A 25,650-nucleotide genomic window follows, 5' to 3' on the forward strand; every position below is an offset into this window, starting at 1 on the left:
GAGGATTTAATTTGCAGTTCTAATAATAACCATGAATAAGATTGAGATTAAACATTTCTTTAATAAAGAGTATCAGCTTAATGAGGAACAAAAGCTCTATTTAAAAATTCATGCAAAGAGATTTGAAATTATTTTATCAAATATTACCCACTTACAGTCTGCAAAAGTTTTAGATATAGGTCCTTCATTTTTAAGCTATTTATTGTATCAACAATTTGATAAAAACTTAAGTCTGCTAGGTTTTGATGAACAAGAAAGCTTTGGAGGGCATTTACCAAATCATTCCATTTTTCAAAATGTAACCTTAATAAAGCAAGATTTAAATTTTTGGAAAGTAGATGATGAAGCACAAAAATTCGACCTTATTATTTGCGGTGAAGTTATTGAACACTTATATACCTCTCCTGATAAATTATTCGATAACTTTTACAAAAGCTTAAATAAAGATGGAATACTGATTATTCAAACACCAAATGCTGTTTCGTTTAGAAAAAGACTTGCTATTTTATTTGGCAAAAATCCGTTTGAAATGCCAAGAGAAAACCTTTCTAATCCGGGGCATTACAGAGAATATACCGCAAAGGAATTGACAGACTTAGCGATTAAAAATAAATTTAATATTGAAACTGTATTTTTGGACGAATATTTTGAATATCCTTCTACAACTTCAAAAATTTACAGGAGCTTTAAAAATATGATTCCAAAAAATTTTAGAAGCGGAATTACCATTATCTTAAAAAAGAATGACTAAAAAATACTCGAGATTTACCACCACCCACAAAGTGAGACCAGATGATATTGATATGTTTAACCATGTACACAATAGCATTTATTTAGATTATGTTTTAGCAGCCAGATATGAGCAAATGGAGCTTTATTACGGAATGTCTATGGAGAAATTTATGGAAATGGGTTATGGTTGGGTAGTACAATCGGTTCAAATTAACTATAAAAGACCTTTGGGTTTAGGTCATTTATTTGCAGTGGAAACGGGTATTGAAAGTATTAATAATAAAGGTTGCCGAGTAACTTTTATTATTACCAATCTAAAAAACAATAAATTAAGTACTGATGGCTGGTTTGATTTTATAATGATTGACTTAAAAAACGGCCGTGGCGTAGCTGTAAATCAAGAAATGATTGATCTTTACAGTATCTAAGCCAAAGCTTCTTCAATTAAGAGGGTATAAAAATCTTTCACTTCCATTCCTGCTGCTCTAACTTGTTGCGGAATGATACTGTTTTGAGATTGCCCTGGAACAGTATTTATTTCAATAAAATAGAAGTTACCTGTATTTTCTTCTAAAATAAAATCAACTCTCACCATTCCTTTACAATTTAACTTGTAAAAAGCTGCCGTTACAATTTCCCCTACTTTATTGGTGATTTCTTGGGGCAAAACAGCGGGGGTAATTTCCTCAGTTATACCGGTAGTATATTTAGCTTCAAAATCAAAAAACTCTTTTGAGGATATAATTTCGGTGATGGGCAATACTTTAACTTGGTTTTTGGTTTTATACAATCCAACTGTAAACTCTCTGCCTTTAATAAATTCTTCTACTAAAATTTGATCATCCTCGGCGAAAGCCTTCTCTAATGCCTCCTTCAAATCTTCTAATTTATTTACTTTAGACATCCCAATGCTGCTTCCGCCACTATTAGGTTTAATAAATAATGGTAATTTTAATTGTGATGAAATCTCTAATTCTGAGGAGCCTATTTTGGTAAACAACTGTAAAGATTTAGCCACATGCAAATCTTTTATTCCATTCACAACCGCTTTAGTATAGCCTTTATTCATGGTTAAGGCCGATGTGGTGGCATCACAAGTAGTGTACGGAATGTTTAATAAATCAAAATAGCCTTGGAATTTACCATCCTCTCCGGGCGAACCATGGATGATAATAAATACTGCATCAAACGTTATTTTTTGTTGATCTACGGTAATACTAAAATCATTTTTATCAATGATGATTTTTTGATCATCAGCAATTAAATAATACCACTCTTCTTTGGTAACAATGATTTTATAAACGTTAAATAAATTATAATCTAACTGAGATTCTATCTGTTGAGCACTATTTAAAGACACCACAGATTCGCCTGTAAAACCACCTGCCAGAAGAGCTATATTTTTTTTCATGGAAATTTTAAACTGATTTAAATTTTTTATGATACTGACTTATTGATACAATCTCTTATCATCAATTAAGCCCAAATATAAATTTATTCTTTAATTGTGAATGATCCTTTATAAATTTTTATTAGTTCAATTTCTTTAATTTTGGCTAAGTTTGAGGTGATAATTTTTTGAACAATCTATTGATTAATTAATGAGCAAATTCTTTAAATACTTAGCCACATCAGATTTTAGAAAGCAATTAATTATTGCTTTTGTAGTAATAGTTATTCTGGTTTTTAGCTTGTTTATAAGTTTAAGATTTTATACAAGACATGGAGAAGGCAAACCCGTACCAAATTTAAAAGGTTTAAGTGTAGAAAACGCCGTTCAATTATTAGAAACAGAAGGGTTTAGATATCAAATAGATTCGGTTTTTATATTAGATAAAAAACCTGGTTTAGTTTTAGAGCAAGATCCAGATCCAAATACCAATGTTAAAACTAACCGTATGATTTATTTAACCATTGTGAGTTCTCAAACTCCAGATGTTAATTTTCCGGATATAGAAAACAAAACATTAGTAGAGGCGCAAGCTATGTTAGAAAATTATGGTTTAAAAATTGGGGATACTACCTATACTCCTGATATTGCCAGAGATGCAGTTTTAGATTTTAACTATGCTGGGCAATCTGTTAGTGTTGGTCAAAAAATACCTAAAGGCTCTAGAATCAATTTAATTTTGGGAGATGGTTTTGGAGCAAGCGAAGTAGAAGTTCCTGATCTTAAAGGCTTAACCTTAAGCGAAGCTATGTTTTCTATAAAAGGCGCATCACTTACTTTAGGAACAGTTACTTATGAAGGTGTGGTTAGAGATTCTGCAAGTGCAATAATTATTATGCAAACGCCAACCATAGTTCCAGATTCTGTTATAAAAGTGAGCATAGGTACCAGAATAAACTTGACACTTTCTAATCAATAATTTATGCAAGATATTACGGTTGAAGAATTTGCTCAACTGCTTTCATCTAAAAAAGAAATTCAATTATTAGATGTTAGAGAGGGAATAGAATTCCATACTTTCAATATTGGAGGATTGCATATTCCATTAGGAAAACTAGCTCAAATATTAGAAGATGATGAATTAGATTTCAATCCCGATCTCCCCATTATTGTAGTTTGCCAACATGGAGTAAGAAGTAAAACAGCAAAAGTTATTTTACAAAATGCGGGCTTTAAAAACACTCAAAATTTAATTGGAGGGCTTATTAAACTTCAAAGAATTTCTTAAAGCTTTCTATATTTGTGAATCAATTTAGAAGAAAAACATTCAAAATAAACAGCTCATTAAATGGTAAATCAAAATAAAAAAAGCGCCTTTTTAAAAATTGCAATAGCTATTGTTGTGGTTATCGTTATAGTTGGAGCATTCATTTTACCTAAACTTTACAGCAAGTATTTAAAGGCAAACACAAATGTTTCTAAAAAAACCTATTTATATATTCCAACAAATGCAAATTTTCAGCAGGTTTTAGATTCTATTGATGTAAATCAACTCCTAATTAATAAAGAATCTTTTTTAAGTTTGGCTAGTGACAGAGATTTAAGCACTCGTTTTAAATCAGGGAAATATCCTATCGAAAAAGGAATGAATAACAGGCAAATTTTAAATATGCTTGTGGCTGGAAATCAAGAACCTGTAGATCTGTCTTTTAGAAATATAAGATTAAAAGAAAATTTTGCCGCCCAAGCTTCAAAAAAATTAGAATTTGATTCCTTATCATTAATTCAACTATTAGATTCAGCAGATTTTGTGAAAAGTTATGGTTTTAATACCGATAACATTTATACCATGTTTATTCCAAATTCTTATCAAATGTATTGGAATATATCTGCAAAAGATTTCTTTATCAGGATGAATAAAGAATACCTAAAATTTTGGAATGCAGAGCGATTACAGAAAGCGAAAGCGCTAAATTTAACCCCACAGGAAGTTACAATTTTAGCTTCTATTGTAGATAGTGAAGCTTTAGTAGATAAAGAAATGCCCATTATTGCCGGCCTTTATTTAAATCGATTAAAAAGAGGAATTAAATTAGAAGCAGACCCAACCGTAATTTTTGCAAACAATGATTTTACGATAAGACGAGTTTTGAACAAACACCTTAGAAAAGAATCTCCTTACAATACTTATATGAACCTTGGCTTGCCTCCGGGGTCTATTATGATGCCATCTATTAAAGCTATTGATGCTGTCTTAAACTACGAAACTCATAATTATATTTACATGTGTGCTAAGGAAGATTTTTCTGGCTACCATAATTTTGCCACCAATTTATCAGAACATTTGGCTAATGCCAGAAAATTTCAAAACGCATTAAATCAAAGAAACATTAAGAAGTAACTATGTTTGTTTTTGAAACCAAATTAAGGGTAAGATATGCTGATACTGACCAAATGGGCTACATGTATTACGGTAATTATGCCTCTTTTTATGAAGTTGCCCGTACAGAAATGTTGCGTAGTTTAGGTATGACCTATAAATCTATGGAAGAAGACGGCGTAATGATGCCTGTTTTAGAAATGAAAACCAAATACATTAAACCTGCTTTATATGATGAACAAATTAATATAAAGGTAACTATAGATAAAAAGCCTGGTGTTAGAATTATTTTTAATTACGAATTGTATAATGAAAAACAAGAATTGATTAATTTAGGAGAAACTACTTTGGTTTTTGTTGATATGAAGAAAAACAAACCTTGTATGCCTCCATTAAATTTCCAACAAAAGATTAATGTTTATTTTTCTAACTTAGATTAATGCAGTGGTTACACGAATTCCTGTTTAAGTTTAAATTTTATCGCCGTTTTATAGAATGGACAAAATTTATTATTTTACCTGGATTTAGTCCTCTCCCTTTATATACCGTAGCCTTATTCTTCTTTCAAGAAATACAAAAAGATTCATTAGTAAATAAAGCATCCTCATTAGCCTATAATTTTATGATGGCTATTTTTCCATCCATCATATTTATATTTACACTCATTCCTTACATTCCTATTAAAAATTTTCAAAATCAGTTGATGTCTATCATTTCTCTTTTACTACCAGAGAATGCATATTTAGCTTTTGAATCAACTTTAGAAGATATTGTGAAAAATCAGAATGGCAAATTATTGTCTATTGGTTTTATTTTAGCTTTGTTTTTTGCAACCAACGGAATTCATACTTTAATGCAAGCTTTTAATAAATCTTCATTAATTGTAGAAACCAGAACATGGCTTAAACAGCGATATATTGCGCTTAATCTAACTTTACTAATTGCATTTTCACTTTTATTAGGAGTTGCCGTAATGGTGATTGGAGAATTTGTGATAAACTATTTAAAGGTAGGTTTAAATTTAAAAGAAGGTAAATTTTGGATTTACTCCATTATGATTTCTAGATGGGCCATTATTATTGTAGTTTATTTTGTGACCATTTCTTTACTATACAGATATGGACCTGCCAATTCAAAAAAGTGGAAATTTTTTAGCGCTGGTTCTTGGCTAGCTACCATATTAGCTGTTTTAAGCTCGGTAGCTTTTTCTTATTACATTAATAACTTTGGGACATATAACAAACTGTACGGCTCTATTGGTACGCTATTGGTGATGATGTTATGGTTATATTTAAACTCCCTAATTTTATTAATAGGCTTTGAATTAAATGCCAGTTTAGACCTTTCTAAAAGGAGTATTAAAATAGTTAAACCTAGCTTTAATAGTTTTAAGAGCGACGCCGTAAAAGAAAGATTAAATCAATAATCTTAGTAATTAAACCATAAAGGTCTCCCCTTCATTTGCAAGATAAGTTTCTGGAAAAACCGTTCTAGCTTCTAATAAAAGCGGTGTAAGATCTCTGTATCTGGCAGAAAAATGACCAATCAGCAGTTTACTAATATTCATTTCTCTAGCTATTTGTGCAGCTTCTAATGAAGTAGTGTGAAAGGTTTCTTTTGCTCTATCTTGCATATCATGCATAAATGTAGATTCATGGTAAAGTGTATCTACATCTTGTAAATATCGAAAATAAGATCCATCTGCAAGGGTATCAGAGCAGTAAGCATAAGATCTAGGTACATCCGGGTCGGTAGTTAAATCTTCTGCCTTGTGGATATTTCCATCTTTATCTATAAAGTCAATTCCTCGTTTTAAAAGTGGAAGAAATTGAGATGGAATTTCTAACTGATTTACTTTTTCTTTGATGACTTTACGCAGTTTAATTTTCTGCTTAAAAATAAAACCAGTACATGGAATGCGATGATTTAAAATAATGGTTTCTACAAAAAAATCATTTGTTTCTAAAATCACTTCTGATTTTTGTGCTTGAGTTGCATGAAATTCAATGGGAAATTTAATAATTGTTCCCGAATATTTAAACTGTATATCTAAAATCTCTTGAAGTTCTGGCGGTGCAAAAAGATATAAGGGTTTAGTTCTCCCATTTAGATGCATAGAAGATATCAAGCCAATTAAACCAAAAAAATGATCGCCATGTAAATGGCTGATAAAAATATGATCTATTTTGTGATATTTAATTCCGTAACGAAGCATTTGTTGTTGAGTGCCTTCACCGCAATCAATCATCAAAATTTTTTCGTTGATATTAAGTATTTGAGAAGTAGGATTTCTATGAAAAATAGGAGTCGCTGAACTACTGCCCAATATTGTGACTTCAAATTTCATAATTGGTAAAACGTTGAGAAAGAGATTATTTCATCTCCTTTTTTAATTCTTTTTCGATCTCTTCCATAAAGATCAAATCTATAGCTTCATCTACTTTAGGAACAATAGTGATGACATTGTCTAATTGTGAAATATTAATTAACCTTGCTACGGCCTCATTTATACCGGTAAGAATAAAAACACCTTCAGCATTTTTACATAATCTATGACCAACTAAAAGACTACTCAAACCACTCGAATCAGCATATTTAACATTAGACAAATCAAGAATAATATTCCTTTGACCTTCTGTATTTGTTAAAATCAACTCAGATTTTAATTGTGGAGAAACCAAAGAATTTAATTTTCCTTCGTTTAACTTAATTAAAATGTACTTCTCGTGTTTGTCTACTGTAAATTTCATGACGAATGTTAATGCTCTAAGGTATGAGTTTTTTATTCAATTATAAAACGATTAAGGCTAAAGATTTTCTATAGCCTTTAAAATATTACTTTCTACTCTTTTGTAAACATCATTTGAAGCTTCTATCAAAAAAGAATTTCCAGTAATTTTCTCATAAAGCTCTATATATCTATCAGATATGGCTTTTACTTTATCGGCAGTCATTTCTGGTACATTTTGGCCATCCTTACCTTGGAAACCGTTTTCTATTAACCATTGCCTTACAAATTCTTTAGATAATTGCTTTTGTGGCTCGCCTTTTTGCTGTAATTCTTCATAACCATCTTTGTAAAAATAACGGGAAGAATCTGGCGTATGAATTTCATCAATTAAATAAATTATACCATCGGCTTTGCCAAACTCATATTTGGTATCTACTAAAATTAAACCCCTTTCTGCTGCAATTTCAGTTCCTCTTTGGTATAATTTTCTGGTATAATCTTCAAGTTGTAGATAGTCTTCTTCAGATACAATTCCTCGTTTTAGTATTTCTTCTCTAGAAATATCTTCATCATGCCCAACTGCTGCTTTGGTAGTTGGTGTAATAATAGGCTCTGGAAGTTTATCATTTTCTTTTAAACCATCAGGTAATTTCACACCGCAAACTTCTCTATTTCCTAAAGCATATTCTCTGGCTGCATGTCCGGCTAAATAACCTCTAATTACCATTTCTACTTTAAACGGATCGCAAATTCTACCAATGGTAACACTTGGATCTGGAACAGAAATTACCCAGTTAGGTACAATATCTTTAGTAGCTTCTAAAAATTTAGCTGCAATTTGATTTAAAACTTGTCCTTTATAAGGAATAGCTTCGGGCAAAACCACATCAAATGCAGAAATTCTATCACTTACCACCATCACCAAATATTGGTTATTGATGGTGTAAACGTCTCTTACTTTACCTTTATAAAACCCTGTTTGATTAGGGAATTTGAAATTTGTTTCTTTTAATGCTTGCATTTTATTTGCTGAATGCAGAAAGCTTAAGGCTAAAAGCTACCTAAAACTTTCAAATAATAAATTACTGTTAATAAATTTGGAAAAGGCAGCTTTTAGCTTTCTGCCTTTCGCCCTATTGAATATCTCCGTAAGCTTCTAATATTTTTCTTACCAGTTTATGTCTTACAACGTCTTCTCCGGTTAAATAAATAACATCTATACCTTTAATGTTTTCTAAAATTCTTAGGGCGTTATTTAAGCCAGATTGTTGTTTTTTAGGTAAATCTATCTGGGTAACATCACCAGTAACTATAAATTTAGCCGAAGGTCCCATTCTTGTTAAAAACATTTTTAGCTGCATATCTGTAGCATTTTGGGCTTCATCTAAAATCACAAAACAGTTATCTAAAGTTCTGCCACGCATAAAAGCTAAAGGTGCAATCTCAATAGTTCTGTTTTCTAAATATGTTTTTAGCTTATCTGCCGGAATCATATCATCCAAGGCATCATATAAAGGGCGTAAATACGGATCAATTTTCTCTTTTAAATCACCAGGTAAAAAACCAAGGTTCTCCCCTGCTTCTACAGCTGGCCGGGTTAAGATAATTCTTTTAATCTCTTTATTTTTTAATGCTCTTACTGCTAAAGCTACTGCGGTATAAGTTTTTCCGGTACCTGCTGGCCCAATAGCAAATAAAACATCATTATGATTTATGCTCCCCACCATTCTTCTTTGGTTGGCGGTACGGGCTTTCACCATAATACCGTTAGGTCCAAAAACAATAACTTCAGAAGAACTTGCTAATTCACCAGCATCTGCAGCTCCTTCTGGCTTTGTTGGCATACTTGCCGATGAACCCAAAATGCTCACTATATCATTACTAGATAAATTTTGATATTGATCTAAATGATTGATGATCTGATTTATTTTATCATTAAACAGGGTTAATTCCTTTTCATCACCTAAAGCTTTTAATTCATTGCCTCGGGTAACAATTTTTAATTTAGGAAAAGTTCTTTTAACCATTTCGAAGTACTCATTATTGGGACCCCAAAGTACTACTGGATTTACAGATTCTAAGGTAATTTTAAGTTCGTTCAAGTTATAGATTTTTTGTTTCTGATATTAATATCGATTAAAAATTTAATATTTGTAGCTTCAATCTTCTATTACAAGATTAAGAATAAATATTCACAAATTTAATGGCAATTATTACTTTAACCACTGATTTAGGTTATAAAGATTTTTATCAAGCAGCATTAAAGGGCAGTATATTAAATACGTTGCCAAATGTGAATATTATAGATATTACACATGAAATTGAAGCGTTCAATATTTCTAGAGCTGCCTTTATTTTAAAAAATTGTTTTTACTATTTCCCAAAAAGCACCGTACATTTAATAGGTATTGATACTGTTTATAGCGAATCAAATAAATATTTGGCAGTAAAATACAGAGATCATTTTTTTGTAGGATCTGATAATGGTATTTTTTCATTGATTTTTGAGGAAGCGCCTCAAGAGATTGTAGAAATAAATATTATGCAGGATTTAAAATTTCTTCATTTTCCGTTAGCAGATATTTTTGTCAAAGCAGCATGTCATTTAGCATCGGGTAAACCATTAAATGAAATTGGAATTGCTACTGATGAAATTGAAGAACGAATGAATTTACATCCTGTGATAGAAAAAAATCAGATTAAAGGAAGTGTGATTTTTGTAGATTCTTTTGAAAACGTAGTGACTAATGTAACCAAAGAAATTTTCACTAAAGTGCAAAACGGCAGAAATTTTACGTTGTACTTTAAAAGAAATGAAAGTATTAATCAGCTAAGTTGGCACTATAATGAAGTACCCGAGGGAGAAAAACTATGCTTATTTGGAATTTCAAACCATTTAGAAATTGCTATAAATAAAGCAAATGCAAGCGGATTATTGGGTTTACATAATGGAGATATTATAAGAATAGAATTTCACGCCTAATGACCAGATTAGTGAAAATGTGCTTAAAAGAAGAAAGTATTGAAGAATTCTGTTCCATATTTAATGAAGCAAAATCCAAAATAGAAAATATGGATGGCTGTATAAAAGTGTATCTTCATCAAGAAATTCATCAATCCGAAATATTTTTTACCATTAGTGAATGGCAAAATGAACAAAGCTTAGAAAACTATAGAAATTCTGAGTTATTTATTAATACCTGGAAGAAAGTGAAACCTTTGTTTAAAGAAAAAGCTGAAGCCTGGAGTTTATCCTAAAATAAAAAATGAAATTAGCCCTGTTTTTAATATTATCTATCATTTCTGTTCCTGTTTTTGCTTACCAAGATGCAGACTCATTAGCTTATCAATTACAAAGAAATAAAATTAACGAAATGCTGAATGCCAGAACTCAAAAATTTGGACAATACGACCAAAGTTTAGTTCAAAAAACCGGAATTTTTGGCTTGAAAACCAAAAGAGACATGCAAAACAGCATTAATATTCTTACTGAAATTATTGAAACAGATAACGCAATATTAAAAGAAACCAAAACATTGTTGGATTTTAAAAATTATCAGCAAGAACGGGTAGAATCTAAATCAAAGGAATCTGAAACCAGAAGTTTATCATACATGTACACCATTAATAAACTTCAAACAGAAAACGAAAAAAAGAATGCTCAACTTAGTGAGTATAAAAAAGATAAAAAATTCTACCAAATTATTTCCTACGCTTTAGGCTTGGCTATTATCAGCTTTGCTCTGTTTGCATTCCGTAAAATTTCTTTGAAATAACGGTTAATCTTAATAATTCAGCTAATTTAGACCTTCAAATGCAAATTATCTGGCATTTGTTTAATTTTATATTGAGAACAAGATGGCGAGAAATGGATTAAATAGTAGTTCTGCACCTGCACAAGAATTTACTAAATCTAAAATCAATAAAGAAAATCTACAAAAAATATCAGGTTTACTAAAATACATCAAACCCTATAAAAGTAAGTTTGGTATAGGAATGGTTTTCCTTCTAATTTCTAGTATCACAGGTTTAGCTTTCCCCATTTTAATTAAAATGATGGTTGATTTAGCTCAAGGTATTACACCAGAAAGTTATCTTCCACAAACCATCAACGGAATTGGTCTTTTAGCTTTCGGTATTTTATTTATTCAATCTTTTGTTTCCTTTTTCAGGATCAGATTATTTGTAGAAGTTGCTGAAAAATCATTAGCAGACATTAGAAGAGACACTTATTTTACGATGATTACCTTACCCATGAATTTCTTTGCTAACCGCAGAGTTGGGGAGTTAAATAGTAGAATATCATCAGATTTATCTCAAATACAAGATACCATTACCACTACCCTAGCAGAAATGATCAGACAAATTATTTTGCTGATTGGTGGAATAAGCATTTTGGTTTGGGTATCAGGGAAATTAACATTGTTTCTTTTATCCATCCTCCCAATTATTGTAATTGCCGGTGTGTTTTTTGGTAAAGCTATTAGAAAAGTATCTAGAAATGCCCAAGATAAATTAGCCGAATCCAATACCATTGTTGAGGAAACATTACAAGGAATTTCTAATGTAAAAGCTTTTGTAAACGAATCTTACGAAGCCAACAGATATGACAAAAGCTTAAGAGAAGTGGTTAAAATTGCCATGAAAGGAGCTAATTACAGAGGAGGATTTGCTTCATTTATCATATTTTGCATATTTGGAGCTATTATGGGCGTTATTTGGTACGGAACTGTTTTGGTACAACAAAATAATTTATCAGTTGGAGACCTTTTAGCTTATATGTTGTATTCTGTTTTTGTAGGTGCTGCCATGGGAAGTTTTCCTGAGTTGTATGCTAACGTTCAAAAAGCTATTGGTGCATCAGAAAGAGTTTTAGAAATTTTGGACGAGGAAAATGAAGATATATCTATCCAACATAAAAACAATGAAATTAAGCAGATTATTAAAGGAGATTTAGCTTTTGATAATATTTTATTTAATTATCCATCAAGAAAAGACATTACCGTTTTAAATGGCGTTTCTTTTACCGCTAAAGTGGGAGAAAAAATTGCAATTGTAGGTCCATCAGGAGCCGGAAAATCAACTATTGCCAGTTTAATTTTAAGATTTTATCATCCTCAAAATGGACAAATTCTTTTTGATGGAAAAGCAGCAAATGAGTTTGCGATAACCGATATCAGAAATCAAGTAGCTATTGTTCCTCAAGATGTAATTTTATTTGGTGGCACCATCAAAGAAAACATTGCTTATGGTAAATTAACAGCTACTGACGATGAAATTATCGCGGCAGCAAAAAAAGCTAATGCCCATCAATTTATAACGGGTTTCCCCGAGGCTTATGAAACGGTAGTTGGAGAACGTGGCGTAAAACTATCAGGCGGACAAAGACAGCGAATTGCAATAGCCAGAGCTTTATTAAAAGACCCAGCCATCTTAATTTTAGATGAAGCTACTTCTTCTTTAGATTCTGAATCGGAAAGATTGGTGCAAGAAGCTTTAGAAATTTTGATGAAAGACAGAACCTCTATTATTATTGCTCACCGTTTATCTACTATTAGAGAAGCTGATAAAATTATTGTTTTAGATAAAGGAAAAATTGTTGAAAGTGGTAATCATCAAGAACTTTTACAGCATGAAGATGGTTTATATAAACATTTGAGTGCACTGCAATTTGAGTTTTAATGGAGGTGAAAGGTTTAAGGCTTGAACTTTAAAAAAAATCTGTGTAATCCGTGAAATCTGTGTCTAAAAAAATCTAACGAATCTGTGTGCAATAAAATCTGTAATCAGGGACTAAAAATATTATAAATGAAGTTAACCATTTGGGGTGCAGCCGAGCAAGTGACGGGTAGTATGCACCTTTTAGAAGTTGAAAACTATAAAATACTGATTGATTGCGGTTTAAATTATGAAGGTGGTGTAGAACTTGCCGCTAATGAAAATTTCCCCTTCAATCCTTTTGATATTGATTTAGTGGTTTTAACACACGCTCATATTGACCATAGCGGGAATCTCCCAACCTTGGTTAAAGCCGGTTTTGAAGGACAAATTTTATGTACTTATCCAACTGCTGATCTTACCCAACTTTTACTTTCTGATTCGGTAAATATCTTTTTAAGAAAGCAAGATAAAAAACGTGGAAGAGGAAAGTTTAGAAAACATCAATTCATTAATAATCAGCCACTTTATTTGCAAAGACATGTAAATGATACCGCAGATAGAATTGTGCCTTTAGCTTTTCATAAAGAGTTTAAAATCAATAAAAATATTACACTTACGCTGATCCCAACTGGCCATTTATTAGGTGCGGCGGCGGCTCATTTTACCATAAAAGACGAAGAAGAAATAAAAACAATTGCCTTTACCGGCGATATTGGCAGAAAAAATTACCCAGTTTTAAACGATCCAGAATATTTACCAGGAACTCAATACTTAGTATGTGAATCAACCTATGGAGGTCGCCTTCATTCAAATTCTGATAACATCCATGATGTTTTGGTTAAAGTGATAAAAGAGGCTTGTATCAATCAAGCTGGAAGATTAATTATTCCTGCTTTTAGTGTTGGCAGAACACAATCTTTGGTTTTCTCACTGAATAAAATATTTTCTAACGGAGACTTACCTCCAATTCCTGTTTTTGTAGATAGCCCAATGGCCACTTTAGCTACAGATATTTATAGAAAACATCATCAACAGGTAAATGATGAAGCCCGATCATTCTATCAAAAAAATGGAGATGAATTTGAATTTGAGAATTTGAGCTATGTAAAAGAATTAAGAGAAAGTAAAGAAATATCTGATCATTTTGAACCTTGTATTATTATTTCATCTGCCGGAATGTTAGAAGGCGGAAGAATTCAAGATCATCTTTTCCATAATATCCAAAATTTTTATGCCACCATTTTCTTTATTGGCTTTTGCGCCAAAGGAACTTTAGGACACCGTTTGTTAAGAGGAGATTCAGTGGTAAATATCAAAGGTCGTGAGTTATCTGTTTTTGCAAGTATCAAAAAAACAGACTTGCTAAGTGGTCATGGTGATCATCAAGATATTATCAATTATATTGAACAAATACCTGCAGGTTCTCTTAAGAGCGTTTTTCTAGTGCATGGCGAACCAGAAAGTATGGCAGCCATAAAAGCTGATTTATCACAAAAAAACTATAGTGTGGTTATTCCTAAAAAAGGATTAGTTTTTGAGTTGTAATACAAAGACTAGCTTTTTAAAACCTAATAAGTACTGAATTAATTTTTATTTAATACACATTTTGCAATATCGGCTTGATCAACTTTACTAAAAAAATTGACCATTTCTGAATAGTTTTCTGCTGGATAAGTCCCTTCTTTTAAAATTAAGGAGCGAGTTAATTTTAAAATATTCCCCTTTATCTCAATTTTCAAAAAATAACTTCCCATAGAACAGTTTAGATTTTTACTTTCTGGTAATAACTCGGGCTTAAAATTTTCAGGAATAATTAATTCAACTATATCTTGGTGTGTAAATCCACTTCTAATAAAGACCTCATTTTTACGATTTCTTACTTCTTTTATTTCTAAATCACTTGGATTTAAAGGATTTAAAGAGAAGAATAATCTATCACCTGTTTTACCGGCATATTCTCTAGCCTTAAAATCAAAACTCTCTACAGCTTCAGGTAATATTCCTTTATTCAATTTTAGTTGATAATTTATAAAATCAATATTGCTTAAAGGATATATTCTTTTTAGATACTTTACTTGATCGTCTTTACTTAATTCAGTTAAAAATGATTTTGAATCATATTCAAAAGCTTTAAAAGATGTCTTCACATTTCCAGATAAATTTCCAATACTATCCAATTTTAGATAGGCATTTCTAATTTGCATATTATTAGAATAATTGTAAGATGGTGTTCTTACTACTTTACCTCCTTCTTCTGATATCAAAAGAACATTTCTATCATCGGTAAAATCACCTAAATAACCAAAAGGAGTTTCTTTACTTGTGCACTCTAACCAAACAGTATCTTTTTCCATTGGCAAACAAAGAATAATATGATTACCCTGAGAAGAACTGGCAAAATCAGGTATTAATCCAATCTTTTCATCACCGGCCAACACTTCTGTATAAATAGATTTTATTCCTGCTGCTTTAAGTAAAGAGAGTGTATAATTAGTTAAAGCTTTACAATCTCCATAACCCAATTGATCCACTTCCTGAGCACTCATTGGCTTAAAACCACCAATACCAACTTGCACACTTATATATCTACATTTTTGTTGCACATATTCATATATTAACTTAGCTGCTGCTAGTTGATTAGGAGTATCTTTTACTAATTCCTTTATTTTTTGAACTGTTTCATACTTTAACTCATCTCGTTTATACAACATGTTTTTGTAAATCCATTTTCCATAATCATCCCAATTTTTCATGCTACCTGAAACACCTTCATAACTAAACTGATTAGGAGAAATTAACAAATGAGGCAATCTTTCTCTATATGAAATACTAAACGGCTCTTGACGTAAGGATTCTTCATCATTAAAACTCCATGTCAAAGTATCAATATCACCCAAAGAACTTTCTAATGGTTTACTTAATAAGTGATCTTTATATCTAATTTGAAACAAAGATGGTTTAATGATTTTATAACTCGATTTCATCACACTTACACCATAAGCGTTTTGTGGATACCAATCTGGAATAAATAAACTGTTGCTCTTTCTTACTTCGTACTCGTAGGTAAATGTACAAGGATAGCTAACTATTGATGGTATATAATTTTTAACTCTAACATCTTCAAAAAGTGAAAAATCATTTCGGTAAGAGTTATCTGAGATATCACTAATTTTTACTTTTTTGGTTGGATTGCCTAAGGCATCATAGCTAATAATGCTTAAGCCTTTTATTTTATCAGATGGTAGATAGAATAGTGTAAAATCAGCAAAATCGTCTCCGGTTTTATTTAATATTGTGAATGTAGTTTTAACACGATAGTAGATCTCTTTTTCATTTTTAATTTCTACCTGCCGCTCGTCATTTTGTATTACAACATTAGCATAACTTTTAAATTTGGTTGCAATTAAAGATGTATTAATTACTGTTTGAGCTTTGCAAAGACTACTCAGTAATAAAAGTAAAACTAAAATTCTTTTCATTTTGAGCGCTCTAATATTAGATCTACTTTATTGTTTAAGATCATTTTATTCATTAGTTCTTTTAAGTATGGATATTCATTACTTTGAAAAATAGGCTTTAATGACAAGTTCTGACTTATAGTTAACATGTTTCCATTTTTAGAGGCTGAAAAAAGATATTTACCGCCATCATTAGGAAGTTTTAAAGCAACACTTTCAGGCAAATTAATAATGTTGAATTTTTCTGGAATCTCTAGGTTAAGTATATAAATTTCTTCTGTTGGAGTAAAAAAATCAACAGGATAATCCCTTTTAACAAGTTTAAAAGGGTTTTCTTGTCGTTTTATAAGGATAAAAGGATTCAAAAATAATTTACCAGTATTTAAATTATCAAAACCATCTAATTCAATTTCGAACTCTTCTATTAGTATCTCAGAAGGGCTATTTAAATTATTGATTTTGTAATTATTGATTTTTAATCTTGGTTGCTTTTCATCTAAATTATTTATAAACTCCTCTTCGGTCGCAAACTTTTGAATAGATTTTCTTTCATCATAAGCGGCATAATCATAAAAATATTTTTTCAATACGCCATAGAATTTACCGTCTTCTTTTAATTTTAAGTCGAGCTGAGTTAAATCTCTTTGCTTTCTTACCGGAATAAGATTAACCCAATAAGTAGAATCCTTACTGATTGCTCTTCCCTTTCCATTTAAGGCTTGATAAGGTAATAGTCCAAAATCTAAAGTTTTGTCGGTTGCATCTAATAAATAAGTATTATCATCAATATTAACTTTTGCAATAACATAATTAAAATCAGTAATTACAGGATAAATTTCTACTGGTAAGCCGTTATTTCTAGTTGAAAGTAAAACTGGTTCTGTTTTTATTCCTGCATATTGTAATGCAGCAACTAATGCTAAATTGATGTCGCCAATATTACCTGTGTGTGTTGTATATGCTTTTTTTACTCCGTTCTCAGTCCCATATCCGTAAACATTATTCCAATTGAACCAATTTTTAACAAGGCTGTACACACTTTTTGCCTTAGATAGTTCATCAATTTCTGGAACGATTTTAATAGAATCAATTTCTGTTTTAAATAAGTCGCTACCTCTTTTAATCTGACCAAAAAATTCTGAATCAGCTTTTAAATCTTGATAAATATTTTCCCAAGTCTTAGTGAATTTTCTTGTAGCCCCATTTAAAAAAACTTCCATTAATTCAAAGCTTACACTCGATATGAAATTCTTTGGATTAGTCATATACTCTTCTGTTTTAAAAGCAGGAATATTAAGCATGGTGTACCTTAAATCAGAACAATCGCATGTTATTCCTCTATCATTAAAACAAGCGCTAATAATAGTTGCTTTCTGATCAGACAATTTTAAAGTCCCTTTTAAAGACGCATTATAATTGAAAATACCAGGGATAACAGCCCTAAAAAGACTTTTAGTTTTTGGAATAGATTCTTGAAAATCCCAAGAACTTAAATTAAAAATGTACGGTGAAATTATATTATAAGAATATTCAATAATGCACCCGTCTTCAAGATGTGGCATTGTAAACTTCACTCTATCGGTATATTTATTTAGTTCCTCTTTATAAATATTTGTCGGTTTTAATTCGGCTCTTTGAATTACACCGTTTTCTAAATAATAAGTAACTGCTTTGATCTCACTAATTTTTTCAAACTTAAATGTATCAGATTTTTTAAGAATGATTTCTATTGTTGCTTCATCAAATCCCTTTTTATTAAGCATTTTAATTTTTGCATGACGCATATAGCTAATGTTATAACCATCATCATTAGTATTTAAACTGGCATACCCAAAATCATCTATGTAGAATGCATTTGCAGTGGTATCTATTGGACAAATGTTTTGTTGTAAATCTTGGATGCTTACGGCACCAGGTAGAAAATCAGCAGAAATGTCTTGTGCACTTGTAAAAAAAGGCAACAGTAGGATAAAGTAAAAAATTCTTTTCATAGATAAATTTTAGTCAATTTCATGTATAATCAAGCCTGCCGGAAACTTTGGTTCAAACCAGGTAGATTTAGGAGGCATAGATTCGCCAATATCAGCAATTTTCATCAAATCAGAAATAGATGTTGGAAAAAGAAAAAATGCCAGATCAAAAATCCCATCATCTATCATTTTGACATGGGCTGCTAAGTCTATTTTCCCACCTATAAAATGTAATCTTTTGTCTTCTCTTGGGTTGATGATATTAAACAAAGGTTCTAAAATATAATCCTGCAATAAGCTCACATCTAAATCATTTAAAACATTATTATTTAATTGTTTATGAATAGAAATCATATAAGATTTGCCTGCTATATATAACCCAAATTGATGTGCTATTTCAGGAATTAAATCTTCTTTTTGAATTTCTGTCAAGTCAAATTCAAGCCTTAGAAAATGAAGGACTGATTCTATATTAATTTCTTCTGAAAGTTTTAAAAAACGGTGAAAAGGAAGAATTGCTAATTGATTAGAGTTGATATAAACAGACGAGAAAAAATTATATTCTTCTTCGCCATGATGTTTTAAATTCAATTTTCTTCTTTCTATCCCAAAGGTTGAAGCGGCAGCAGCCCTATGGTGACCATCAGCAATATAACTGCTTTTCATTACTACAAAATGAGCAACTAATATGTCTAATTGATTTTCATCGACCACTTTCCAAACTTGATGACGTTCATCGTTTAAATGAAAATCTGAAGCAGGATGATTAAATGTAATATCGAGAATCAATTGATCAATAGCTGTATTGCCAGGATAAGTGATTAAAACAGGATTAGCATCTATACCAGTTTGTTGAAGATATTCTATTAATCCTTTTTCTCTTTCTGGCCTAGTTAATTCATGCTTTTTAATTTTGTTATTTAAATAATCATCTATAGAAGAAACGGTCCAAATTCCGATATAAGAATGCCCATTTTTCTCTTGTCTGTAAACGTAAATAGAAGGTATTTTATCTCTTATTAAAATCTCTTTCCCTATAAAATCTTCAAAGTTTTCGGCAATTTTTTTAAAAGTTAATTCTTGCTTAGAACCCTGTAAATAATAGTTTTCTAATTTGGGAATGAGTAAATGTACAAAGCTATTTTTATTGCTATTTCTAATGAGCTTGGCATTTTCTATCGTCAAATTCTCTAGATCAACTACCACTTCATTAACCAATAAGGGAATTGGCAAAACAGCTCTAAACGGTTTAATTTTTGGCATATTAAAATTGGCGTAATCTCAAAAATAGTCTTAAAAATTAGTTTATAAAAAAAGTCTTTACCTTTTTACAGGTAAAGACTTTATATCGTAAAAAATAAACGGCTAACTAACCTTTAAGATGACCAATAATTAAGTTAGCTAATTCTACACCTATTCTTTCTTGAGCTTCGTTTGTAGAAGCACCAATATGCGGAGTTAAAGAAACCTTAGCATGTTGTAATAAATCTAATCTTGGAGTTGGTTCGTTATCAAAAACATCTAAACCTGCAAAAGAAACTTTGCCGCTATTTAAAGCTTCAATTAAAGCATCTTCATCAATAGTTCCACCTCTAGAGCAGTTTACAATTCCAACACCTGATTTTATTTTAGCAAATTCTGCTGTTCCTAAAACTGGTTTTTCTGTAAATGGAATATGTAAGCTAATAAAGTCTGACTGAGCCAAAAGATCATCAAAACTTACTTTTGTAACTGGCACATCTACTTTTAAACCTCCTGAGAGTTCTAAAGGTAAAGTAGCAGGAATATCGTAAAGGTCAAATGCTAATACATCCATTCCTAAACCTAAAGCAATTTTAGCAGTTTCTTTTCCTATTCTACCAAAACCAATAATGCCCATTTTTTTGCCTTTTAGCTCAATACCCTTGGCATAATCTTTTTTCAATTGATTAAACTGAGTATTTCCAACAACAGGCATTTTTCTGTTGGCATCATAAACAAATCTTACACCGTTAAAAAGATGCGTAAAAACTAATTCGGCAACAGATTGAGAAGAAGAAGCTGGTGTATTTTCTACTGCAATACCTTTGCTTTTAGCATATTCAACATCAATGTTATCCATGCCTACACCGCCTCTACCAATAATTCTTAAGTTAGGGCAAGCATCAATCAAGTCTTTTCTTACTTTGGTTGCACTTCTTACCGTGATACCATCATAAGCATTTAATTTAGAAGCTAATTCCTCTTGTGGAATATGTTGAGTATCTACTTCTATGCCGGCTTCTTCTAATAGTTTTTTTCCTATTGGATCTATACCGTCGTTTGCTAAAATTTTCATTATTTATTTTGGGTTGGTTGATTTTTTAAAATATTGATATTAAGCGTTTTGCTCAGCAAATTCTTGCATTGCTTCTATCAAAACATGTACGCTAGTAATTGGTAAAGCATTATATTGTGAAGCTCTAAAACCGCCTACACTTCTATGGCCTTTTATACCTATACAACCTTTATCTTCAGCATATTTCAAAAATGGTTTCTCCAATTCTGGATTTTCCATTACAAAACATATACTCATTTTAGAACGGTCTTCTACAGCAGTTGTTCCTTTAAATAAAGGGTTTCTATCTATTTCCATATAAAGTGCCGCTGCTTTAGCGTCATTTTCTTTAGCAATTTGAGCTACACCACCTTTTGCTTTTAACCATCTTAAATTAAGCATGGATACAAAAACAGAGAAAACTGGCGGAGTGTTGTACATAGATTCTCCTTCTATATGGATTTTATAATCTAACATAGAAGGAATTTTACGTCCTGATTTTCCTAAAATTTCATCCTTTACAATCACTAATGTTGCACCAGCTGGACCAATATTTTTTTGAGCACCTGCATAAATCAGATCAAAATCTGCTACATTAATTTCTTTGCTAAATATATCAGAAGACATATCACAAACTATAGGAACATTAGTTTGTGGAAAAGAATGCATTTGGGTCCCAAAAATGGTATTGTTTGATGTACAGTGAAAATAAACGTTATCTTCTGAAATGCTGTAATCTTTAGGGATATAACTGTAATTTTTATCTTTTGATGATGCAACAACCTCTACTTCGCCAAATAATTTAGCTTCGGCCACAGCTTTTTTAGCCCATACTCCTGTTTCTAAGTAAGCTGCTTTTTTGCCTTCTGGTAACAAGTTCATAGCTACCATACAAAACTGTAAACTTGCGCCTCCTTGTAAAAAAACAACCGAGTAACCTGCGGGTACATTTAAAAGTTCTTTCACTAAATTGATGGCTTCATCCATTACAGCTACAAATTCTGGAGCTCTGTGTGAGATCTCTAAAATTGATAAGCCAGTATCATTAAAATTTAAAACTGCCTGAGAGGCTTGTTTAAACACTTCCTGTGGTAAAATGCAGGGACCTGCACCAAAATTATGTTTCATTTCTTTTAAATATTTATTAGGTCAAATTTATGATAAACAATGTGGATACCTATATTTATTTTAAAATTTGGTAATTAATCTCACATTAAGTTGTCTTGCTGTTAAATAATTAGGAATAGCAAATTGAAAATTATTCACATCGGTAATCCATAAATAAGAAACAGTATTGTTAATATTGAGGAGATTAAAAATCTCGGCATATACAATCATTGATTTTAAATATTTATCCAATAATCTGGGTTTATGCGTACTTTCTGGATCTAATATATCTTTAGAAAATCCTATATCTAACCTTTTATACGCTGGAATATTAAATTCTTGTTGGTATTGCTGCGCTCCCGGAGGGCCTGTTGGTAACCTAGATCCAAAAAGTAAATTCATGTGTACTTTATAGGTTGGACTTCTGAATAATTTATCCTGAAAAAAAGCTGAAAAATTTACTCTTTGATCGGTTGGTCTTTTTAAATAACCAGGATAAATAGTTTCGGTACTTCCATTATCATTTTGTATAATGTAAGAATCATTTTCTATATCTTCTCCTGTTTTCATTATCGAAAGCCTGAATGACGATTCTAAATCTTTTATAAACTCTCCGTTAATTCTAAAATCAATACCGGTTGCATAACCTTTAGATTGCTGATTAGCATAATACCTTACCCTCAAATTTTCTATGTTATATGGCGTAAGATTATATAGATATTTAAAATAAGCTTCAGTAGTGAATTTTAATTGCGTACCTAAACCTTTAAATTGATAATCTGATGATAGCACAAAATGCAAAGATTTTTGAGACTTAACTTCTCTATTAATACTACCGTTAAAGTTTCTTGATTCTCTGTAAAAAGGTGGCTGAACGTATAAACCTGTAGCCAATTTATAGATAATATCTTTTGCAAAATTTGGACGATAAGCAAAAACTATACGTGGACTTGGAATAAATTCTTTAGTAAAATTGTTGTAATTGAATCTTATGCCACCGGTAAAAGAAAGCTTTTTATTTATATCTGATGAATTTTGAACGTAACCAGAATATCTGATGGTGTTCACTTGATTGGCAGCTTCTACAGATTGTGATAAAACAAAATTTGAAAAGTTATTTGGGATAGAAAAACCTGCTGAATCTATCAATTCAAACTCTTTTAAATTGTCAGTAATTTTATCATACTGAAACCTAAAACCTGTTTCCCAGTAAGATTTTTTTGTGGTATAATTAAGTTTTAATTCGCTGGCATAAATATCTGCTTTAAGCTCATTTCTTCCATAATTTTGATACGCTCCTATTCCTCTGTTGGCTCTTACTCTGCCGAAATTGTTATTGGCAAAATCATTTTCAATTTCATCAAAAATATAAGACCCAAGAATATCAAAATTCTCTTTTTCGGTCATATAAAAAACCGAGTTTACCCACTTAAAATTTAGTTTATCACTAATTTCTGAATTTAAAGTAATAGAAGAAACTAAGTTATTGTACTCGTCTTTTTCTTGCCCTTCATAATTCACCCTTAAGCGCAAAAGTTCATTAAAAGTACCAAATTGGGTTTCTCTAGATTGGGGAACTAACCCAAATTTGCTACTGTTGTAAATTCCTAAAAAGCTTAAACTTGTTTTTTTACTGATTTTAAAATTCAATAAAGCCTGAAAATCATAAAACTGCGGGTTATAGCTTCCTTCTACAGGTTGAGAATTTAGAATAAACTTATTTTGTTTATTTCTAAAACCCACTGCGCCATTAATATTTTTGTAAGAAAAAAAACCAGTTGCCGATACTCCATTAGTACCCACACCAGCAGTGTATTTTACCGTATCGGTGTTTTTATATTGAACATCTAAAACGGAAGAAAGCTTATCTCCGTAGCGTGGTGTAAAACCTCCGGCAGAAAACTTCACATTCCCCACCAAATCCGGATTAATTAAACTTAAACCCTCTTGTTGGCCATTTCTTACTAAATAAGGTTTGTAAATTTCCACATCGTTAATGTAAATTAGGTTTTCATCAAAATTACCTCCTCTTACAGAGTATTGAGAACTCAACTCATTATTGGTAGAAACACCAGGAAGTTGTTTTAAAATGGCTTCAAAGTTTTGAGAAACATTAGGATTTTGAGAAACAATTTTAGGATCAATCCTAATCATTCCTTGGCTTCTACCAATTTGATCCTGTACAATAACTTGTTCTAAGTTTTGAAGATCTCTGTTTAAAGTAATTGATAAATTAAAATCTTTACCAGCTGTAAGTTTTACTTCTACATTACTGGTTGTAAACCCTAAAGAACTAAAGGTAACCACATAATTACCTGGTTTTAGTTTAATTTCATAAGCTCCATTTTGGTTGGTATTGGCAAAAATTTTGGTGCCTTGTATTACCACTCTCACATCTGCTTGTGGTAAATTTAGCTCGTTATTTACAACACCTTTTATGCTTTGTAAAGTTTGAGCTTTGGTAAAAAACGGAAATAATAAGAATAGAAATAAGAGCTTCTTAATCATTGAAATACCGACTATTAAGCGCTTAAAATGTTAGGGGATATTTTCTTTAATTCGGCAATAGCATGATGTTGATCTACTGCACTAAAAATTGCATTTCCGGCTACCAAAACATTAGCGCCAGCTTTTAATAAAGCTAAAGAGTTGTGTATACTTACGCCACCATCAATCTCTATGTATAAATTAGGATTACTTTCTAAAGCCATCTTTTTAAGTTGATGAATTTTATGATAAGTATGATCTATAAATTTTTGTCCGCCAAAACCAGGATTTACCGACATAATTAATACCAAATCTAAATCATGAAGAATATCGGACAAAACAGCAACCGGCGTATGTGGATTTAAAGCCACACCAGCTTTGCAACCTAACTCTTTAATGGCTTGTACGGTTCTATGTAAATGAGTGCAAGCTTCATAATGTACAGTAATAATTTCGGCACCAACATCTTTAAATTCTTTTAAATACCTATCGGGATTTACAATCATTAAATGTACATCTAAAGGCTTTTTAGCGAAGTTATTTACCGCAGCAATTACAGGAAATCCAAAAGAAATATTAGGAACAAATAACCCATCCATTACATCTACATGAATCCAATCGGCATCACTTTTATTCAACATTTGGATATCTTCTTCCAGATTGGCAAAATTGGCAGAAAGTATTGAAGGAGCAATTAAGTGGTTCATGCTTCAAATATACTAAATAAGCTTTCTTTTGAAAATTATCAGAATGAGAGGAAATCTAATTCTATAATAAGTATATTTATAGTGATTCAAGTATATGAAATACCTCTTATTAATAGCATTTCTTGTTTTTCAAATTTCTAAAGTAGAAGCACAAACTTATAGTGCTAAGGAAATATACATCCATTTTTTTTCACCCGCACCAATTGCAGATATTGAAGCCATCACCAATTCTGCTTCTGTTATTTTAAATACAGATAAAAAAGAAGTGGAAATTGACCTAAAAGTAGCTGCTTTTAAGTTTAAAAAAGCCTTAATGCAAACTCATTTTAATGAAAAATATATTGAAAGTAAAAGGTATCCTAATGCTGGTTTTAAAGGAAAATTTAAAGAAATCATCAATCTAGAAAAAGATGGTACTTACATGCTCAACTTAGACGGTAAATTTAATATTCACGGAGTAGAGCGACAAAAAAATATTACCTGTAAAATTGTAGTGAAAGACCATGTAGTGGCATTTGAAACTGCTTTTAAATTATTAAGTGCCGATTACAAAATTAAAGCTCCTGATGTAATTTACAGAAAAGTTGGTCAAGAAGTAAATATTGATTCTAACGGAATTTTAGTTAAGAATTAATCAATATTACTTGGTTTATAAATTCCATACACCCATATCCTATTTCTATCTTAAAATCACATTTTAATTTAAGCATGGTTATTGCGTTAATTGTGAA

General features: G+C 31.1%; 25 protein-coding genes. 13 read left to right on the top strand and 12 right to left on the bottom strand.

Features of this window, described 5'->3' with window-relative positions:
• The first annotated feature begins 31 nt into the window (after window positions 1-31).
• A complete protein-coding gene (locus FA046_RS10205; RefSeq protein WP_136826303.1) occupies window positions 32-751 on the top strand; it encodes a class I SAM-dependent methyltransferase in 720 nt (239 codons plus the stop codon).
• Window positions 744-1,160, top strand: a complete 417-nt coding sequence (locus FA046_RS10210; RefSeq protein WP_136826304.1) for an acyl-CoA thioesterase — start codon at window positions 744-746, stop codon at window positions 1,158-1,160. Before FA046_RS10205 ends, FA046_RS10210 begins: the two co-directional genes overlap by 8 nt.
• Here FA046_RS10210 and FA046_RS10215 read toward each other — a convergent pair.
• Entirely contained in the window at window positions 1,157-2,143 is a 987-nt protein-coding gene (locus FA046_RS10215; protein WP_136826305.1) for a D-alanine--D-alanine ligase, read from the bottom strand. The two genes, FA046_RS10210 and FA046_RS10215, sit on opposite strands and share 4 nt — an antisense overlap.
• Before the next feature lie 190 nt (window positions 2,144-2,333).
• Here FA046_RS10215 and FA046_RS10220 point away from each other — a divergent pair, with 190 nt between their 5' ends.
• Genes FA046_RS10220 through FA046_RS10240 form a run of 5 tightly spaced genes read left to right on the top strand, consistent with a single transcriptional unit; the run spans window position 2,334 to window position 5,928 of the window.
• Entirely contained in the window at window positions 2,334-3,101 is a 768-nt protein-coding gene (locus FA046_RS10220) for a PASTA domain-containing protein (RefSeq protein ID WP_136826306.1), read from the top strand.
• Window positions 3,102-3,104: 3 nt separating this feature from the next.
• Window positions 3,105-3,410: a rhodanese-like domain-containing protein gene (locus FA046_RS10225; protein WP_136826307.1), complete on the top strand. Its 306-nt coding sequence runs from the start codon at window positions 3,105-3,107 to the stop codon at window positions 3,408-3,410.
• 60 nt (window positions 3,411-3,470) lie between these two features.
• Window positions 3,471-4,523: an endolytic transglycosylase MltG gene (mltG, locus tag FA046_RS10230; RefSeq protein ID WP_136826308.1), complete on the top strand. Its 1,053-nt coding sequence runs from the start codon at window positions 3,471-3,473 to the stop codon at window positions 4,521-4,523.
• A gap of 2 nt (window positions 4,524-4,525) precedes the next feature.
• A complete protein-coding gene (locus tag FA046_RS10235) occupies window positions 4,526-4,942 on the top strand; it encodes an acyl-CoA thioesterase (protein WP_136826309.1) in 417 nt (138 codons plus the stop codon).
• Complete coding sequence (locus FA046_RS10240; RefSeq protein WP_136826310.1) at window positions 4,942-5,928, top strand: YihY/virulence factor BrkB family protein; 987 nt, start codon at window positions 4,942-4,944, stop codon at window positions 5,926-5,928. Before FA046_RS10235 ends, FA046_RS10240 begins: the two co-directional genes overlap by 1 nt.
• Before the next feature lie 9 nt (window positions 5,929-5,937).
• On the opposite strand, the gene FA046_RS10245 is transcribed toward FA046_RS10240, so the two are convergent.
• From FA046_RS10245 to FA046_RS10260, 4 genes are all read right to left on the bottom strand, one after another.
• Window positions 5,938-6,849 carry a ribonuclease Z gene (locus FA046_RS10245; protein WP_136826311.1) on the bottom strand — a complete coding sequence of 304 codons (912 nt, stop codon included), beginning with the start codon at window positions 6,847-6,849 and terminating at the stop codon, window positions 5,938-5,940.
• Between the two features lie 25 nt (window positions 6,850-6,874).
• A complete protein-coding gene (locus FA046_RS10250; protein WP_136826312.1) occupies window positions 6,875-7,252 on the bottom strand; it encodes an STAS domain-containing protein in 378 nt (125 codons plus the stop codon).
• A gap of 57 nt (window positions 7,253-7,309) precedes the next feature.
• Window positions 7,310-8,254, bottom strand: coding sequence for a phosphoribosylaminoimidazolesuccinocarboxamide synthase (locus FA046_RS10255; RefSeq protein WP_136826313.1), 945 nt, complete (start codon window positions 8,252-8,254; stop codon window positions 7,310-7,312).
• A 112-nt stretch (window positions 8,255-8,366) separates the two neighbouring features.
• Window positions 8,367-9,335 carry a PhoH family protein gene (locus FA046_RS10260; RefSeq protein ID WP_136826314.1) on the bottom strand — a complete coding sequence of 323 codons (969 nt, stop codon included), beginning with the start codon at window positions 9,333-9,335 and terminating at the stop codon, window positions 8,367-8,369.
• Window positions 9,336-9,436: 101 nt separating this feature from the next.
• On the opposite strand from FA046_RS10260, the gene FA046_RS10265 reads away from it, so the two are divergent.
• From FA046_RS10265 to FA046_RS10285, 5 genes are all read left to right on the top strand, one after another.
• Entirely contained in the window at window positions 9,437-10,216 is a 780-nt protein-coding gene (locus FA046_RS10265) for an SAM hydrolase/SAM-dependent halogenase family protein (RefSeq protein ID WP_136826315.1), read from the top strand.
• Window positions 10,216-10,491 carry a putative quinol monooxygenase gene (locus FA046_RS10270; protein WP_136826316.1) on the top strand — a complete coding sequence of 92 codons (276 nt, stop codon included), beginning with the start codon at window positions 10,216-10,218 and terminating at the stop codon, window positions 10,489-10,491. Before FA046_RS10265 ends, FA046_RS10270 begins: the two co-directional genes overlap by 1 nt.
• A gap of 8 nt (window positions 10,492-10,499) precedes the next feature.
• The gene (locus FA046_RS10275) at window positions 10,500-11,009 is read left to right on the top strand and encodes a hypothetical protein (protein WP_136826317.1); all 510 of its coding nucleotides are present in this window, start codon (window positions 10,500-10,502) and stop codon (window positions 11,007-11,009) included.
• Between the two features lie 82 nt (window positions 11,010-11,091).
• Window positions 11,092-12,915: an ABC transporter ATP-binding protein gene (locus FA046_RS10280; RefSeq protein ID WP_136826318.1), complete on the top strand. Its 1,824-nt coding sequence runs from the start codon at window positions 11,092-11,094 to the stop codon at window positions 12,913-12,915.
• A 126-nt stretch (window positions 12,916-13,041) separates the two neighbouring features.
• A complete protein-coding gene (locus FA046_RS10285; RefSeq protein WP_136826319.1) occupies window positions 13,042-14,439 on the top strand; it encodes an MBL fold metallo-hydrolase in 1,398 nt (465 codons plus the stop codon).
• 38 nt (window positions 14,440-14,477) lie between these two features.
• Here the strand turns inward: FA046_RS10285 and FA046_RS10290 are convergent, their stop codons facing one another.
• The 7 genes from FA046_RS10290 to rpe form a co-directional block, all read right to left on the bottom strand.
• On the bottom strand, window positions 14,478-16,373 hold the full coding sequence (locus FA046_RS10290; RefSeq protein WP_136826320.1) for a DUF3857 domain-containing protein: 1,896 nt from the start codon (window positions 16,371-16,373) through the stop codon (window positions 14,478-14,480).
• Entirely contained in the window at window positions 16,370-18,343 is a 1,974-nt protein-coding gene (locus tag FA046_RS10295) for a DUF3857 domain-containing protein (RefSeq protein WP_136826321.1), read from the bottom strand. Before FA046_RS10295 ends, FA046_RS10290 begins: the two co-directional genes overlap by 4 nt.
• 9 nt (window positions 18,344-18,352) lie before the next feature.
• A complete protein-coding gene (locus FA046_RS10300) occupies window positions 18,353-19,585 on the bottom strand; it encodes a DUF1015 domain-containing protein (protein ID WP_136826322.1) in 1,233 nt (410 codons plus the stop codon).
• 106 nt (window positions 19,586-19,691) lie between these two features.
• Window positions 19,692-20,639: a D-2-hydroxyacid dehydrogenase gene (locus FA046_RS10305; RefSeq protein WP_136826323.1), complete on the bottom strand. Its 948-nt coding sequence runs from the start codon at window positions 20,637-20,639 to the stop codon at window positions 19,692-19,694.
• Between the two features lie 39 nt (window positions 20,640-20,678).
• The gene (gene serC / locus FA046_RS10310; RefSeq protein WP_136826324.1) at window positions 20,679-21,746 is read right to left on the bottom strand and encodes a 3-phosphoserine/phosphohydroxythreonine transaminase; all 1,068 of its coding nucleotides are present in this window, start codon (window positions 21,744-21,746) and stop codon (window positions 20,679-20,681) included.
• A gap of 60 nt (window positions 21,747-21,806) precedes the next feature.
• Window positions 21,807-24,233: a TonB-dependent receptor gene (locus FA046_RS10315; protein WP_136826325.1), complete on the bottom strand. Its 2,427-nt coding sequence runs from the start codon at window positions 24,231-24,233 to the stop codon at window positions 21,807-21,809.
• A gap of 14 nt (window positions 24,234-24,247) precedes the next feature.
• Window positions 24,248-24,919, bottom strand: a complete 672-nt coding sequence (gene rpe, locus FA046_RS10320; RefSeq protein WP_136826326.1) for a ribulose-phosphate 3-epimerase — start codon at window positions 24,917-24,919, stop codon at window positions 24,248-24,250.
• Window positions 24,920-25,013: 94 nt separating this feature from the next.
• Here rpe and FA046_RS10325 point away from each other — a divergent pair, with 94 nt between their 5' ends.
• Window positions 25,014-25,553, top strand: a complete 540-nt coding sequence (locus FA046_RS10325) for a YceI family protein (RefSeq protein WP_136826327.1) — start codon at window positions 25,014-25,016, stop codon at window positions 25,551-25,553.
• Window positions 25,554-25,650 lie beyond the last annotated feature (97 nt).

Source organism: Pedobacter cryophilus (assembly GCF_005116455.1).
GTDB lineage: Bacteria > Bacteroidota > Bacteroidia > Sphingobacteriales > Sphingobacteriaceae > Pseudopedobacter > Pseudopedobacter cryophilum.